The organism is Citrobacter sp. T1.2D-1, from assembly GCF_950098555.1.
Classification (GTDB): domain Bacteria; phylum Pseudomonadota; class Gammaproteobacteria; order Enterobacterales; family Enterobacteriaceae; genus Citrobacter_A; species Citrobacter_A telavivensis.
The window spans coordinates 99054-114905 of record NZ_CATNHH010000007.1; the positions used below are offsets into that span (position 1 = coordinate 99054).

Below are 15852 nucleotides of genomic sequence, written 5' to 3' on the forward strand. Positions count from 1 at the left end.
CATTATGCAACGGAGTGAATATGAGCGTATTCCGTTCGTTATTAACTGCTGGGGTGCTGGCGTCAGGTCTGTTATGGAGCCTGAGTGGGATAACCGCCACGCCAACGCCGCAGGAGTCTGAACGCTGGACGGTCACCCAACAGCGTAGCCCGGATGCCGCGTGTCTGGACTGTCACAAGCCGGATACCGAAGGGATGCATGGTAAGCATGCATCCGTGACCAATCCGAACAACAAACTGCCGGTCACCTGTACCAATTGTCATGGCAAGCCATCGCCTCAGCACCGTGAAGGGGCGAAGGATGTGATGCGCTTCAACGAGCCGATGTACAACGTGGAGCAGCAGAACAGCGTTTGTCTGTCCTGTCACTTGCCTGAGCAGTTGCAAAAAGCGTTCTGGCCGCACGATGTCCACGTGACTAAAGTGGCCTGCGCCAGTTGTCACTCACTGCATCCGAAGCAAGACACGATGCAGACGTTAAGCGATAAAGGACGGGTTAAGATTTGCGTCGATTGCCATAGCGATCAGCGTAACAATCCGAACTTTAATCCGGCGTCTGTTCCTTTGCTTAAGGAGCATCCATGAGTTGCTCTCGTCGCCAGTTCATCACCGGCGTCGGCGCGCTGGTGGCCGTCAGCGGTACTGCAGGACGCGTGGTGGCGAAAACGTTGAATATTAACGGCGTGCGATACGGCATGGTGCATGATGAATCATTATGCATCGGCTGTACCGCCTGTATGGATGCCTGTCGGGAAGTCAACAACGTACCGGAAGGGGTGTCGCGACTCACCATCATTCGCAGCGAACCGCTGGGCACGTTTCCGGATGTGAAGTACCGCTTCTTCCGTCATTCGTGCCAGCACTGCGATCATGCGCCGTGTGTTGACGTCTGCCCGACCGGGGCATCGTATCGCGATGCCGCGAATGGCATCGTGGACGTGAACCCGGATCTCTGCGTCGGCTGCCAGTACTGCATCGCCGCGTGTCCGTACCGCGTGCGCTTTATCCATCCGGTCACGAAAACGGTGGATAAATGCGATTTCTGCCGCAAAACCAACCTGAAAGCGGGCAAATTGCCGGCCTGCGTCGAGTCGTGCCCGACGAAGGCGCTGACGTTTGGCAATCTGGACGATCCTGACAGCGATATTTCCCGACTGCTGCGACAGAAAACCACGTATCGCTACAAGCTGGCGCTGGGTACCAAACCGAAGGTCTACCGCGTTCCCTTTAAATATGGGGAGGTGAGCCAATGACAAACGCATCTGCTTTCCACTTTGAATCGCTGGTGTGGGACTGGCCTATCGCCATCTATCTGTTTCTGATCGGTATCTCTGCCGGACTGGTGACGCTGTCGATCCTGCTGCGCCGTTACCATCCGGAGGCGGGCGGAGCGGACAGTACACTGCTGCGCACCACGCTGGTGGTGGGGCCAGGGGCGATTATTCTCGGTCTGCTGATTCTGATCTTCCACCTGACGCGTCCCTGGACCTTCTGGAAGCTGATGTTCCACTACAGCTTTACGTCGGTGATGTCGATGGGGGTTCTGCTGTTCCAGTTGTATATGGTCGTGCTGATTGTGTGGCTGGCCATCATCTTTCAAAAAGAGGTCATTGCCCTGCAACAGCGTTGGTTCCCCCGTCTGGAGGTGGTGCAGAAGGGGCTGACGCTGTTAACGCCGTTCAACCGTGGACTCGAAACGCTGATGCTGGTGCTGGCCGTGCTGCTGGGGGCTTATACCGGTTTCCTGCTTTCGGTACTGAAATCCTATCCGTTCCTGAATAACCCGATCCTGCCGGTATTGTTCCTGTTCTCCGGGATCTCTTCCGGTGCGGCGGTGGCGCTGATCGCGATGGCGTTACGCCAGCGCGGTAACCCGCACAGTACCGAGGCGCACTTTATTCACCGCGTGGAAACCCCGGTGGTGTGGCTAGAGATCTTCCTGCTGGCCGCCTTCTTTGTGGGGCTGGCTCTGGGGGATGACGGCAAAATGCGCGCGCTGTCGGCGGCGCTGGGCGGAGGCTTCTGGACGTGGTGGTTCTGGATCGGCGTCGCGGGGCTGGGACTGATCGTTCCGATGCTACTGAAACCCTGGGCCAGTCGTGGTTCGACGTTTCACGGTGTGCTGGCGGTATGTGGTGCCAGCCTGACGGGCGTACTGTTGCTGCGCTTTTTCATTCTTTATGCTGGACAGCTCACGGTTGCATAGGCCTGGCTGTGAGGGAAAGGTGATTTCTGGACGTACTCCTTCCTGAAGCCGGTTTTCTGGCGCTGCTATTCAGTCTCGGGGTCAACGTGTTGACCCCGCTTGCCGTACTGGCAGGTGAACGCCTGCGCTGGCAGGGCGTAATGCGTCTGGCGAGCGCAGGCGTCTGGGCGCAATTTGCGTGCCTGCTGCTCGCCTTTTCGATTCTGGTATTCTGCTTTCTGACCAGCGACTTCTCGGTTCTCTATGTGGCACAACACAGCCACAGCCTGTTGTCGTGGGGACTCAAACTGGCGGCGGTATGGGGTGGTCACGAAGGGTCGCTGTTGTTGTGGGTACTCTTCCTGTCCGGCTGGAGCGCGCTGTTTGCCTGGCGTTATCGCCGCGAATCGGATCCCCTGTTCCCGCTGACGCTCGGCGTGCTCTGCGCGATCGTCGCCTTTCTGCTGCTGTTCATCGTGTTCTGGTCCGATCCGTTTGTCCGCATTTTTCCGCCGGCAATAGAAGGACGCGATCTCAACCCGATGCTGCAACATCTGGGGCTGATCCTGCATCCGCCGCTGCTGTATCTCGGCTACGGTGGTTTGATGGTCGCCACCGGTGTGGCGCTGGCGTCCCTGCTGCATGGCGATTTCACGAAGATGACGGCCTGGGTATGCTGGCGCTGGGCGCTACCCGGCTGGTGCGCGCTGACGCTCGGTATCATTCTCGGTTCCTGGTGGGCGTATTGCGAACTGGGGTGGGGCGGCTGGTGGTTCTGGGACCCGGTGGAAAACGCCTCTTTATTACCCTGGCTTTCCGCCAGTGCGCTGCTGCACAGCCTGTCTGTGTCGCGCGAACGCGGCCATTTCCGCCACTGGTCGCTGCTGCTGGCGATCGTCACGCTGATCCTCTCTTTGCTGGGAACGCTGATAGTCCGCTCCGGCATTCTTGTTTCTGTACACGCCTTTGCGCTGGATAATGTGCGCGCTGTACCGCTGTTTGCCCTCTTTGCCATTCTGAGTCTGGTCTCGCTCGGCTTGTACGGCTGGCGGGCGCGAGCCAGTCAACAGACAGTCCGTTTAGGCGTATGGTCGCGCGAGATGTTGATTCTGGCAGCGCTGCTGCTCTTTTGCGCGGTGCTGCTGATTGTGCTGATTGGTACACTCTACCCGATGATTTATGGCCTGCTGGGTTGGGGACGACTCTCCGTGGGCGCACCGTATTTTAACCGTGCTACCTTACCGTTTGGGCTGTTGATGCTGGTAGCGATCGCTATTTCGATGGTCAGAAGCCGGAAGGGGTCTGTACGCCGCCAGCGTCCGGCGCTGCTGGCGCACGCTGGCGTGCTGGTTTTTGCCGCGGGGATTCTCTTCTCCAGCGGCAGTCGCCAGGAGATAAGCCTCAACCTGAGCCCGGGTCAGCAGGTTGAACTGGCAGGTTACACCTTCCGTTTTGAACGGCTGGAGCTGGCCGCGAAAGGGAACTACACCACCGAAAAGGCGCTTATTACGCTGTGGCAGGGTGACAAACGGATAGGTAGCCTGACGCCCGAGCGGCGCTTTTATTCCGCCCGCCGCCAGCAGATGATGGAGCCTGGCATCCGCTGGGATCTGCTTCACGACTGGTATGCGGTGATGGGCGAAAAAACCGGCGAGGAGCGTTATGCCATGCGCCTGTACGTGCAGAGCGGTGTGCGCTGGATCTGGGGCGGCGGGCTGTTGATGATTGCCGGGGCGCTGCTCAGCGGCTGGCGTGGGAGAAAGCGCGATGCGTAGTCTTATCTGCAATGTGCCGGATGGCGGCGCACACGCCTTATCCGGCCTACGATTTAAGCGCTGCGCAGGCCTGATAGGCACAGCGTCATCAGGCACTCTCATGGCGTTTATCTTACTGTTGGTTATCTCCTTTTCCGCTCATGCTCAGGTGGTGGATACCTGGGCTTTTGATAACCCGCAGCAGCAGGAAAAGGCGCTGTCGATCGCCAGCCAGCTACGCTGCCCGCAGTGTCAGAACCAAAACTTGCTGGAATCCAATGCGCCGGTTGCCGTCAGCATGCGTCATCAGGTCTATACGATGGTGGCAGAAGGGAAAAATGAAGCCGAAATCACCGCCTGGATGACCGAACGGTATGGTGATTTTGTCCGCTATAACCCGCCGCTCAATGGACAGACCATGCTGCTGTGGGCGCTTCCGTGCCTGCTGTTGCTGCTGGTGGGCGGGGTGCTCTGGCGGGTCAGTACGCGTCAACGTAAAGAGGAGGACGAGCCATGAGTCTGCCCGAACGTTCAGACGCACCTTTTCGTCCGCTGCCGCTGAAGTGGCTGGCGCTGGCCGTTGCGCTGATGGTCATCGTTTGTTTCAGTGGTTATCTGCTGTCACCAAAATGGCAGGCCGTGCGTGACGAACAACGACGACTGGCCGATCCGCTGCATGAATTTGCTGAAACATCGACGCCGGAAGCCCAGTTGTTAGCCCTGCAAAAACAGATTCGCGCCAACCCGCAGGACAGCGAAAAGTGGGCGCTGCTCGGCGAGTATTATCTGTGGCGTAATGATTACGATAATGCGCTACTGGCTTATCGTCAGGCGCTGCGTAGCCGTGGAGAGAATGCGGAGATCTATTCGGCGCTGGCGACCGTGCTCTACTACCAGGCCGGGCAGCACATGACGCCGGCGTCTCGCGAGATGATTGACAAGGCGCTGGCGCTGGATGCTTCGGAAGTCACCGCATTAATGCTGCTGGCGTCGGATGCATTTATGCAGGCGGATTACAAACAGGCGATTTTGCAGTGGCAAAAAGTGCTGGATTTAAATTCGCCGCGGGTGAATCGTGTACAACTGATAGAGTCGATTAATATGGCGAAATTGTTACAGAATCGGCAGAAATAATTTTGTGATTTGCGTCATTTATCTGTTTAAAAAACAGGCAAATGAACCTCGCGGTCAAAATAATTCCTGAAAGTTATAATTCAAAAATGCAGATTTAAAAATCTTTCCATAACAAATGGTTATGCAACTCAATCCCGATAAATTCGCGTTATTATGCATTATTTCAGCGAAAAGCCCTGTTCTTAAAGGGTTGCGTAAGATGCCCTGCAAATGGTACTGATTATGCGCGTTAAAAAACTCTACAAACCAACGCAACACAATTCATACCCTTTCAGTATGTAACCATTCCTGTTTTTTTTACCGGAATGGCGCTCCATTGAGGAAGTCCGTCGTTATGAAAAGTTTTAAACTCAGCCTGGCCTGGCAGATCCTGATTGCCATGGTGCTGGGCATTTTACTCGGCAGTTATCTGCATTATCACAGCGATAGCCGCGAGTGGCTGATTGCAAACCTGCTCTCTCCGGCAGGGGATATCTTTATCCATCTGATTAAAATGATCGTTGTGCCGATTGTGATCTCTACGCTGGTTGTCGGCATTGCCGGTGTCGGCGATGCGAAACAGCTGGGACGTATCGGCGCGAAAACTATTCTCTATTTCGAAGTGATCACGACCATCGCCATTATCCTCGGGATTACGCTGGCGAATGTGTTTCAGCCGGGGTCCGGCATTGATATGTCGCAACTGGCGACCGTGGACATTTCGAAATACCAGAACACGACGGCAGAAGTGCAGAGCCACGCGCATGGCCTGATGGGCACGATTCTGTCGCTGGTCCCGACGAACATCGTCGCCTCGATGGCGAAGGGCGACATGCTGCCTATTATCTTTTTCTCGGTGCTGTTTGGTTTGGGGCTTTCCTCACTGCCGGCAACGCATCGTGAGCCGCTGGTGACGGTGTTCCGTTCCATTTCCGAAACCATGTTTAAAGTGACGCACATGGTGATGCGCTATGCGCCGATCGGGGTATTCGCGCTGATTGCCGTGACCGTGGCGAACTTCGGTTTTGCCTCACTGTGGCCGCTGGCGAAGCTGGTACTGTTGGTTCATTTCGCGATCCTGTTCTTCGCGCTGGTGGTGCTGGGTATTGTCGCGCGCATTTGCGGGCTGAGCATCTGGATCCTGATCCGCATTCTGAAAGACGAGTTGATTCTGGCGTACTCTACCGCCAGCTCCGAAAGCGTTTTGCCGCGGATTATCGAGAAGATGGAAGCCTATGGCGCGCCGGCCTCGATCACCAGTTTTGTGGTGCCGACCGGTTACTCGTTCAACCTCGATGGTTCGACCCTGTACCAGAGTATTGCCGCGATCTTCATCGCGCAGTTGTACGGTATCGACCTGTCACTGTGGCAGGAAATCGTGCTGGTGCTGACGCTGATGGTGACATCGAAAGGGATTGCCGGCGTACCGGGCGTCTCCTTCGTGGTACTGCTGGCAACGCTTGGTAGCGTAGGCATTCCATTGGAAGGCCTGGCCTTTATCGCGGGTGTGGATCGTATTCTCGACATGGCGCGTACGGCGCTGAACGTGGTGGGGAATGCGCTGGCGGTGCTGGTTATCGCCAAATGGGAACACAAGTTTGACCGCAAAAAAGCGCTGGCGTATGAGCGCGAAGTACTGGGCAAATTCGATAAAACCGCTCAGTAACGGTTAGCGGATTGCCTGATGGCGCTTCGCTTATCAGGCCTACACATCCTTTGTAGGCCTGATAAGACGCGTGAGCGTCGTCATCAGGCAATCCGCCATCCGGCAATCTGATTCACCCATTGGTTAACTTATCAAACTCTTCGCAGCCGGTATCAAACCCTTCGCTACAGCTCAGATTTAACCAGTGCAGCGCCTTCTGTTTATTCTTCTCAATAAAGCCCTGTTCGCCGTTCAGAAAAATCATTCCCGCCCAGTATTCGGAATATCCGGTACGAGAGATGGCGGAACTGCGCTTGAAGTACCAGGTCGCTTTATCATCATCGGCCTGAATCCCGACGCCGTTGGCGTAAATCAGACCGAGCAACATCTGCGCGTCTACAGCAACATCGCTCTCCAGATTTTCAGAAGCGTTTTGCAGCAGGGAAATGGCTTTGGGGTAATCGGGTCTACCGGCCTGAGTATTGACCAGAATTCGCGCCAGCGTAATTTCACCCGCTTTACTGCCCGCCTGGGCAGCCTTTTCCGCCAGCATTTTCGCTTCCGGATAATCCAGACTGACCGGGTTAGTGATTTTAATTTGCGCCAGCAGCGCACAAGCATCCGCATCGCCATTGTCCGCAGATTTCTGTGCCCAGTACTCGGCTTTGCTCAAATCGCCGAAGCTAAACCAGCTGTCAGCAAGGTAATATTGCGCGCGTTTGTCACCTGCCTCTGCGGCCTGCAAATACTGGCTTCCAGGCTCAGGATCGGCAGCACGGGCAAAGAATGTCATCAATAACATCAATGCAAGAAGTGGTTTCATTATTAAGTTTTAATTAGGGTACGGAATGGACAGTATAAAGAGATCGTATGGATAAAAAAACAGCCTCCAGGAGGAGGCTGTTGAGATGCATCAACGTTGTGGTTAACCCATTGCGGTTTCGCGCAGGCGGGCCTTCAGCTTGTTGTACTCATCAATCACGTACTGCTCGGCGGCGGATTGATCGGCAATCGGCTCCACACGCACGGCGCAATACTTGTACTCCGGCGTTTTGGTAATCGGGCTTAAGTTCTCCGTCACCAACTCGTTACAGGCGCCAATCCACCACTGGTAGGTCATATAAATCGCCCCTTTGTTCGGGCGTTCGCTGACCTGTGCGCGGGTGATGATTTTGCCTTTGCGCGAGTGAACCCAGACCAGCGCTTCATCTTCAATGCCCAGACGCGCCGCGTCGGCCGCGTTGATTTGCGCATAGCCCGGTTCGTCTGCCAGCGCGGCCAGGGCCGCACAGTTACCGGTCATCGAACGACAGGAGTAGTGACCGACTTCACGCACCGTTGACAGTACCATCGGGTACTCTTCGGTGAGTTTATCGATAGGCGCCACCCAGTCGCAGGTGAAGAACTGTGCCATGCCGTTCGGGGTATCAAACTTCTCTTTAAAGAGGTAAGACGTCCCCTGATCGGCGTCCGACGTGTCACGGCAAGGCCACTGGATATACCCCAGTTCGCCCATCTTCTCGTAAGTGGCACCGTAGAAATCCGGGCACAGATGACGCAACTCATCCCAGATCTCCTGGGTGTTGTTGTAGTGCATCGGATACCCCATCCGTGTGGCAATTTCACTGATGATTTGCCAGTCGGTTTTCAGATCCCACTTCGGCTCAACGGCTTTAAAGAAGCGCTGGAAGCCACGGTCAGCCGCGGTAAATACCCCTTCATGCTCACCCCATGACGTCGACGGTAAAATAACATCCGCCGCCGAGGCGGTTTTGGTCATAAAGATGTCCTGCACGATGACCAGCTCCAGATCCTCAAAGCCTTTGCGCACCGCAGAGAGTTCCGCATCGGTTTGCAGCGGATCTTCACCCATGATGTATGCCGCACGCACTTCGCCATGCGCCGCACGGTGCGGCAGCTCGCTGATGCGATAGCCGGTGTGCGCAGGCAGACTGTCCACGCCCCAGGCTTTGGCGAATTTCTCGCGGTTGGCCGGTTCTTTCACATACTGATAGCCCGGATAGGTATCCGGCAGCGCACCCATATCGCACGCGCCCTGAACGTTGTTCTGACCACGTACCGGGTTAACGCCCACGCTGGGCTTACCGAGGTTGCCGGTCAGCATCGCGAGGCTGGTCAGTGAACGCACGGTTTCCACGCCCTGATAGAACTGGGTTACACCCATGCCCCACAGGATGGTCGCGTTTTTCGCCCCGGCATACATCCGCGCCGCCTGGCGAATTTCACTCGCGCTGACGCCGGTTATCTCCTCAACGGACTCCGGCGTATAGCCTTCGACAATCTTGCGGTACTCTTCAAAGCCTTCCGTACGCGAGGCCACAAACGCCTGGTCGTAGAGGCTTTCTTCAATAATGACATGACCCATTGCGTTCAATAGCGCGATATTCGAGCCGTTTCGCAATGCGATGTGCATGTCGGCAATGCGCGCGGTTTCAATTTTGCGCGGATCGCAGACGATAATTTTCGCCCCGTTACGTTTAGCGTTAATCACGTGATTCGCCACAATAGGGTGGGAATCCGCCGGGTTGTAGCCGAAGATAAACACTAAATCGGTGTTATCAATTTCGTTAATTGCATTACTCATTGCGCCGTTACCGACCGACTGGTGCAGACCTGCAACCGATGGGCCGTGTCAGACGCGAGCGCAGCAGTCAACGTTATTGGTACCAATAACGGCGCGCGCAAATTTTTGCATGATGTAGTTGGTTTCATTCCCGGTACCACGAGACGAGCCGGTCGTCTGGATGGCATCAGGGCCGTATTTCGCTTTGATGGCGCTCAGGCGCTCGGCGACGTAGTTCAGCGCTTCATCCCAGGAAACAGATTCCAGTTTGCCGCCACGCTGGCGACGAATCATAGGGGTTTTCAGGCGCGGGGTCAGGATCTGGGTATCGTTAATGAAATCCCAGCCGTAATAGCCCTTCAGACACAGAGTACCCTGATTGGTTTTCCCCTGCGCCGCCTCAGCCCGGACGATTTTGCCGTTATCGACCACCAGGTTTATCTTGCAACCTGATGCGCAATACGGGCAAACCGTGACGACTTTTTTCATCGGTTTCGCTCCAGTTAATCAAATCGCGCATACACGCTTGTCGCCCTGAGTATGCATCTTTTATGCCACATTTTAATTGGGGACTTTCCCTGATATTACGGGTATTTTTTGGTCAAAACCCTGACGAAAAGCAGGCTGTCGTCATATTTGACGTGACGATTTCCCGTGAATGACAACATATCGACCCCGCGCAGCGGCAGAGTCGTGTTGGCTGGCTAAGGCTTTGAACCCGGTACACCCATGGAGGGACGCTGCTGACCCAGACTGAATTTGAGATTCCTCCTCTGGTTGCATCAGGTTGCGTTGACTAACGTAGAAAACGTCCCCTTTTGAGGCTGGTTTTATGAAACGCACTCCGACGCTCTTTTTATTCAGCCTGCTGTCGCTGGCTACCGTGCCGGCGCAGGCCGATATTATTGATGATGCCATCGGCAACATTCAGCAGGCGATCAACGATGCCTATAAGCCTGACAGCGGGCGGGACTACGAGGATTCGCGTGACGACAGGTGGCAGAATGAAATGAGCGACGATCGCCGCAGGCAGTATGACGACCGTCGCCGTCAGTTTGAGGACAGACGTCGTCAACTGGATGAACGCCAGCGCCTGCTCGATCGCGAGCGCCGCCAACTGGAAGATGAAGAGCGTCGAATGGAAGAGGACGACGAACGTTAACGCAGTCGTGCACAAAATGCCCTAATCCACCACAATCTGCATTCCGTCATAGCCCGCTTCAAATCCGTCCGGGAGCGGGTTATCCATCAGCCAGACGTCGAACTGGTGGCTAATATGGGTGAGGATCACCTGCGGGCAGTGGATCACCTCATTCATCGCCATCACCGTGGTTAAATCACCGTGGTTGCGCGGGGGTTCCGGACTCGGCGCATGGCTACAGTCGATGACGATAACCTGCGGCTGATTGTTGAGCAGAAAGGTGAGCGTTTTATCGGGCAGTCCGGCGGTGTCGGATAGCCACGCCACGCGGCTGTGCGCCGTCTCCAGAAGATAACCCAACGTCAGCTTTGAGTGATTCAGCGGCAGCGGTGTGACCTGTAATCCCTGTAACTCAAACACCACAAACGGCTCGACGGTGTAGCTAAAGTCCAGAATGCCGGGGTGCTTAAACAGATCGTCGCAACCCTGTTCGTCCGGCGGGCCATACACCGGGATAGACGCACCAACGCCCCAGCGCAGCGGAAACAATCCCTGTACATGATCCATGTGGTAGTGGGTGAGTAAAAACTGTCGGAAACTGCCCGCCGGCCAGTCGTCCATCAGGTGCGGTATGCCCGCATCCAGCAGCGTCACCGCATCGTTGAATTTGACCACGCCGCTACACGGGCGTCGGCGATACTGTTCCTGCAAGCGTGCGCGACGACAGGCGGCGCAGTCGCAGCCATACGCCGGCACCCCTTGCGCGCCGCCCGTGCCGCTCAGCGTAATGGTCAGGCTCATCGTGACTCCCCTTGTCGTATCGTGCCGGATGGCGACGCGAGCGTCTTATCCGGGCTACGTACCTCACAATGCTTTTGTGAAGCGAAAATGGCTCTGTTCGTAGCCTTCGCGCAGATAAAAACGGTGGGCGTTATGGCGCTTCACGCTGGTGGACAGCTCCGTCATCTCCGCTCCCGCCTCGCGGGCTTTCTGTTCCGCCCATGCCAACAACTGGCTGCCGATTTTCAGACTCCGCGCCTGCGGCATCACCACCAGCTCCTGAATCTCGCCAATCCAGTTGGCGTGATGTAAATGATACTGCAAATGCAGGCCAATCAACCCAACCGCCTCACCGTCAAGCAGCGCCAACTGATAGCGCAATCGGGCATCCTGCAAATTGGCGGTGAATCCGGCGCGAAAGGCCGGGTAATCAAACGTGGTTTGTTTCAGTTCGCAGATGAGCGCGTACACGGCCTCGGTGTCTTGTGCCGTGGCGCGACGAAGTTCACAGGCAGACATGGCGTGGCTCCTTGCGTCCCATTAACGTTAACAGTGTATCGACGGACTGGTGCAAACTGCCGTCGTTATTCAACGTATGGCAGTCAAACGGGGCATAGCGGGCGGCGCGTTCGAGACGCGCGGCGATCTCCGTTTCGCTTTCCCGCCCGCGCGCCTGTAAACGCTGGCGCAAAATCGTGGGGGAGACCTGCAAACAGACCGGCAGCAGCGCCGTACCGTAGCGCGCCTGCGCCTGGGGAAGATGCGCCCGGGAGCCGTTGACCACCACGTCGAAGCCGCCGTTGAGCCAGAGGTCGATCTCCACGCCGACGCCATAGTAAAAGCCGTTAGCATGCCAGCTTAACGCCAGCAGGTTATGCCCGGCGCGGGTGAAAAACTCCTGTTCGCTCAGGGCAACATGATTCTCGCTCCCGGCGTTCGCCGCGCGGGTGATGTAACGATGCGCCACCAGCAGTTGCGCATGTTCCTGCTGACGGAGTGCCGTCAGCAAACTGTCCTTTCCGGAGCCGGACGGCCCCATCAGCCAGATCAGTTTTCCCATACTCAGAACACCCTCTTTCCCTGACGCCAGACGTGGTCGATGTGGATGTGATCGCCCTTGCGGTGCGCCAGTACCAGATCGGCGCGTTTCCCTTCGGCGATCGTGCCGCGATCGCTGAGACTGAGCGCCCGTGCCGGGTTGGCGGTGACCAGGCGGATCGCCTGCGGCAGGGTGAAGCGGTTGGCCGCGTCGTCCGCGACGCGAAACGCCGCATCCAGCAGGCTGGCAGGGTAGTAATCCGACGAGAGAATATCCAGCAGGCCCAACTCCGCCAGCGTATGCGCCGCGACGTTGCCGGAGTGAGAACCGCCGCGCACGATGTTCGGCGCGCCCATCAGCACGTTCATGCCGTGCTGGCGTGAGGCTTCTGCAGCTTCAAAGGTGGTGGGAAATTCGGCGATCACGCTGCCAAGCTGATGTGATTCAAGCACATGTCCGGCGGTGGCGTCATCGTGGCTCGCCAGCGCAATGTTGCGCTCATGGCACAACTTCGCGATGGCCGTCCGGTTGGGCTGTGACCAGCGTGCGGCAAGCTGAAGCTGTTCCTCTTCGTAACGCGCCATCTGTTCATCGGTCAGCGAATACTTGCCCTGATAATACTCACGGTACTTCTCGCGGTTGGCGAACTGGCGCTGGCCCGGCGAGTGATCCATCAGCGAAACCAGCGTGACCGGTTCACGACCCACCAGTTTCTCGAACAGCGGTAACGTGGTGTGGTGCGGCAGTTCGCAGCGCAGATGCAGGCGGTGTTCGGCGCGGTTCACCCCACGCTTTTGCGTCTCCTCCACGGCGTTGATCATTTTCTCCAGGTTTTCCAGACGATCGCCGCCGTCGCGGACATCGCCAATCGCTACCGCGTCTAGCACGGTGGTGATACCGCTGGCGACCATCAGCGCGTCGTGGCTGCTCATCGCCGAATGGGCGGGCCAGTCCACCTTCGGGCGGGGGGTGAAGAATTTGTCGAGATTGTCGGTGTGAAGCTCAATCAGTCCCGGCAGCAGCCAGCCGCCTTCACCGTCGAGCGCCTGTGGAAGACGGCTCTGACTTTGCGCAAACGCGCGAATCACACCCTCCTGCATTTCCAGCGATCCCTGCACCACTTCATCTTCCAGCACCAGCTTTACATTGTTGATAATCATGGTGTTGTTCCCATCAGGTGCAAACGATCCGCTACGCGGTCGCGCACAGTTTGATCGTGAAAAATGCCGACAATGGCCGCGCCGCGCGCTTTTGCCTCTTCAATCAGCGCCACCACGGCGGCACTGTTTTTGGCATCGAGCGATGCGGTCGGTTCGTCGAGTAACAAAATCGGGTAATCGACGATAAAACCGCGCGCAATGTTGACGCGCTGTTGTTCACCGCCGGAAAAAGTTGACGGGGCAAGGTGCCACAGGCGTTCCGGCACGTTCAGGCGCGTCAGCAGGTTTGCGGCTTTGGCGGCGCACGCCTCGCGCGGCACGCCGAGATCCAGCAGCGGCTGCATGACGACATCCAGCGCGGAGATCCGCGGGATCACCCGCAGAAACTGGCTCACCCAGCCGATCGTGGCGCGGCGTACTTCCAGCACTTTGCGCGCCGGGGCCTGCACCAGATCCACCCATTCGTCGCGATGGCGAATATGGATGTGTCCTTCATCGGGCAGGTAGTTGGCATACAGCGAACGGAGCAGTGTCGATTTCCCGCTGCCGGAATGGCCATGCAGCACGACGCATTCACCGTTTTTTACCTCCAGCGAGGCGTTTTGCAGCACCGGCAGGCGCACGCCGTTTTGCTGGTGGAGCACAAAAGTCTTGCTGACATTTTCTACGCGAATCATGTTGGCCTCTTCGTTCTTTTTGCCGGATGTCCGATCGCCGGATGGCGGCTTTGCCTTATCCGGCCTACACGTTTCGTAGCCGGATGGCGGCTTTGCCTTATCCGGCCTACATGTACCGTAGGTCGGGTAAGCGCGGTTCTGTAGGCCGGATAAGACGCGTTAGCGTCGTCATCCGGCACAGCAGCGACATCAATTCTGTAAAACTGACGACACCAGCAGTTGGGTATAAGGGTGGTGCGGATCGTCGAGCACGCGGTCGGTTAATCCACTTTCCACCACCTGACCCTGTTTCATCACCAGCAGACGGTCTGCCAGCAGGCGCGCCACGCCTAAATCGTGGGTGACAATCACCACCGCCAGATCCAGTTCCACCACCAGGCCGCGCAGCAGGTCCAGTAGCTTCGCCTGTACGGAGACGTCCAGGCCGCCGGTCGGTTCATCCATAAACACCAGCTTCGGATGCGTGACGAGGTTGCGGGCGATCTGCAGACGTTGCTGCATGCCGCCGGAAAAGGTGGTCGGCAGGTCGTCGATACGTGAGGCCGGAATTTCGACCTCTTCCAGCCAGCGCTGCGCCGTGGCGCGGATCTCGCCGTAGTGGCGCGCACCGGTCGCCATCAGGCGTTCGCCGATATTGCCGCCCGCAGAGACCTGACGACGCAGACCGTCCAGCGGATGCTGATGCACCACGCCCCATTCGGTGCGCAGCAGGCGACGACGGTCGGCCTCGCTCATGGCGTAGAGCGAACGGTTCTGGTACTGAATCTCGCCCGACTGCGGCGTCAGGCGTGAGGAAATGGATTTCAGCAGGGTGGTTTTACCTGAACCGGACTCGCCGACAATGCCCAGCACTTCGCCAGGCCACAGGTCAAAAGAGACCTCGCTGAAGCCTTTGCCCGGCGCGTAGAGATGGGTCAGGTTATTAACCGAAAGCAGCGGTTGCGTCATTGGCTGAGTGCCTCGCTCTGTTGGCGGCAGTAGTCGGTGTCGGAGCAGACAAACATCCGTTTGCCGGTGTCATCGAGCACCACTTCGTCAAGATAACTGTGTGTTGAACCGCAGATGGCGCAGGGCTCATCCCAGGTCTGCACGGTGAACGGATGATCGTCGAAGTCGAGGCTTTCCACGCGGGTATACGGCGGCACGGCGTAGATCCGTTTTTCGCGTCCCGCGCCAAACAGCTGGAGGGCGGGCATCATGTCCATCTTCGGGTTATCGAATTTCGGGATTGGCGACGGGTCCATCACATAGCGGCCATTCACCTTCACCGGGTAGGCGTAGGTGGTCGCGATGTGGCCGAAGCGGGCGATATCTTCATACAGTTTTACCTGCATGATCCCGTACTCCTCCAGCGCATGCATGGTGCGGGTTTCTGTTTCGCGCGGCTCGATAAAACGCAGCGGTTCGGGGATCGGCACCTGGAAGATAATGATCTGATCTTCTCCCAGCGGCGTTTCCGGGATCCGGTGACGGGTCTGGATAAGCGTGGCGTCTTCCGTGCGTTCGGTGGTATTAACGCCGGTGACGCGTTTGAAGAAGTTGCGGATCGATACGGCGTTGGTGGTGTCATCCGCGCCCTGATCGATAACCTTCAGCACATCCGGTTCGCCAATCACACTGGCGGTAATCTGGATCCCGCCGGTTCCCCAGCCGTAGGGCATCGGCATTTCGCGACCACCGAACGGCACCTGATAGCCTGGGATCGCCACCGCTTTGAGGATCGCGCGGCGGATCATGCGTTTAGTCTGCTCATCCAGATAAGCAAAGTTGTAGCC

General features: G+C 57.2%; 16 protein-coding genes and 1 pseudogene. 8 read left to right on the top strand and 9 right to left on the bottom strand.

From position 1 onward, the window contains the following. The first annotated feature begins 20 nt into the window (after positions 1–20). The 7 genes and pseudogenes from nrfB to gltP all read left to right on the top strand — a co-directional run bounded on the left by nrfB (position 21) and on the right by gltP (position 6717). Entirely contained in the window at positions 21–584 is a 564-nt protein-coding gene (gene nrfB / locus QQZ17_RS08805) for a cytochrome c nitrite reductase pentaheme subunit (RefSeq protein WP_046493984.1), read from the top strand. Beyond that, a complete protein-coding gene (gene nrfC, locus QQZ17_RS08810) occupies positions 581–1252 on the top strand; it encodes a cytochrome c nitrite reductase Fe-S protein (RefSeq protein ID WP_152401467.1) in 672 nt (223 codons plus the stop codon). Before nrfB ends, nrfC begins: the two co-directional genes overlap by 4 nt. Beyond that, complete coding sequence (gene nrfD, locus QQZ17_RS08815; RefSeq protein WP_152401469.1) at positions 1249–2205, top strand: cytochrome c nitrite reductase subunit NrfD; 957 nt, start codon at positions 1249–1251, stop codon at positions 2203–2205. Before nrfC ends, nrfD begins: the two co-directional genes overlap by 4 nt. A 26-nt stretch (positions 2206–2231) precedes the next feature. Beyond that, positions 2232–3991: pseudogene (locus tag QQZ17_RS08820) on the top strand (heme lyase CcmF/NrfE family subunit); the annotation flags it as partial. Continuing rightward, positions 3973–4455, top strand: coding sequence for a heme lyase NrfEFG subunit NrfF (gene nrfF / locus QQZ17_RS26405; RefSeq protein ID WP_371306077.1), 483 nt, complete (start codon positions 3973–3975; stop codon positions 4453–4455). The pseudogene QQZ17_RS08820 and the gene nrfF, both read left to right, overlap by 19 nt. Continuing rightward, on the top strand, positions 4452–5072 hold the full coding sequence (nrfG, locus tag QQZ17_RS08825; protein WP_152401475.1) for a heme lyase NrfEFG subunit NrfG: 621 nt from the start codon (positions 4452–4454) through the stop codon (positions 5070–5072). The genes nrfF and nrfG overlap by 4 nt, the downstream gene beginning before the upstream one ends. Before the next feature lie 334 nt (positions 5073–5406). Then, positions 5407–6717 (top strand): glutamate/aspartate:proton symporter GltP, encoded by a 1311-nt coding sequence (gene gltP / locus QQZ17_RS08830; RefSeq protein ID WP_152401477.1) that lies wholly within the window; start codon positions 5407–5409, stop codon positions 6715–6717. 112 nt (positions 6718–6829) lie between these two features. Here gltP and yjcO read toward each other — a convergent pair whose 3' ends face one another. Continuing rightward, positions 6830–7519 carry a Sel1 family TPR-like repeat protein YjcO gene (gene yjcO / locus QQZ17_RS08835; RefSeq protein ID WP_152401479.1) on the bottom strand — a complete coding sequence of 230 codons (690 nt, stop codon included), beginning with the start codon at positions 7517–7519 and terminating at the stop codon, positions 6830–6832. Between the two features lie 102 nt (positions 7520–7621). Further along, positions 7622–9769 (bottom strand): formate dehydrogenase subunit alpha, encoded by a 2148-nt coding sequence (fdhF, locus tag QQZ17_RS08840; protein WP_152401481.1) that lies wholly within the window; start codon positions 9767–9769, stop codon positions 7622–7624. 343 nt (positions 9770–10112) lie between these two features. On the opposite strand from fdhF, the gene yjdP reads away from it, so the two are divergent. After that, positions 10113–10442, top strand: a complete 330-nt coding sequence (gene yjdP, locus QQZ17_RS08845; protein WP_152401483.1) for a DDRRRQL repeat protein YjdP — start codon at positions 10113–10115, stop codon at positions 10440–10442. A gap of 21 nt (positions 10443–10463) precedes the next feature. Here yjdP and phnP read toward each other — a convergent pair whose 3' ends face one another. The 7 genes from phnP to phnJ form a co-directional block, all read right to left on the bottom strand. After that, positions 10464–11222: a phosphonate metabolism protein PhnP gene (phnP, locus tag QQZ17_RS08850; RefSeq protein WP_152401485.1), complete on the bottom strand. Its 759-nt coding sequence runs from the start codon at positions 11220–11222 to the stop codon at positions 10464–10466. Positions 11223–11285: 63 nt separating this feature from the next. Then, positions 11286–11720, bottom strand: coding sequence for an aminoalkylphosphonate N-acetyltransferase (gene phnO / locus QQZ17_RS08855; RefSeq protein ID WP_152401487.1), 435 nt, complete (start codon positions 11718–11720; stop codon positions 11286–11288). Further along, positions 11707–12261 carry a ribose 1,5-bisphosphokinase gene (phnN, locus tag QQZ17_RS08860; protein ID WP_152401490.1) on the bottom strand — a complete coding sequence of 185 codons (555 nt, stop codon included), beginning with the start codon at positions 12259–12261 and terminating at the stop codon, positions 11707–11709. Before phnN ends, phnO begins: the two co-directional genes overlap by 14 nt. Positions 12262–12263: 2 nt before the next feature. Next, complete coding sequence (gene phnM, locus QQZ17_RS08865) at positions 12264–13400, bottom strand: alpha-D-ribose 1-methylphosphonate 5-triphosphate diphosphatase (RefSeq protein WP_152401492.1); 1137 nt, start codon at positions 13398–13400, stop codon at positions 12264–12266. After that, positions 13397–14077: a phosphonate C-P lyase system protein PhnL gene (gene phnL / locus QQZ17_RS08870; protein WP_152401494.1), complete on the bottom strand. Its 681-nt coding sequence runs from the start codon at positions 14075–14077 to the stop codon at positions 13397–13399. The genes phnM and phnL overlap by 4 nt, the downstream gene beginning before the upstream one ends. Positions 14078–14266: 189 nt before the next feature. Beyond that, positions 14267–15025, bottom strand: coding sequence for a phosphonate C-P lyase system protein PhnK (gene phnK / locus QQZ17_RS08875; RefSeq protein WP_152401496.1), 759 nt, complete (start codon positions 15023–15025; stop codon positions 14267–14269). Beyond that, positions 15022–15813: an alpha-D-ribose 1-methylphosphonate 5-phosphate C-P-lyase PhnJ gene (gene phnJ, locus QQZ17_RS08880; RefSeq protein WP_235922514.1), complete on the bottom strand. Its 792-nt coding sequence runs from the start codon at positions 15811–15813 to the stop codon at positions 15022–15024. The genes phnK and phnJ overlap by 4 nt, the downstream gene beginning before the upstream one ends. Between the last annotated feature and the right edge of the window lie 39 nt (positions 15814–15852).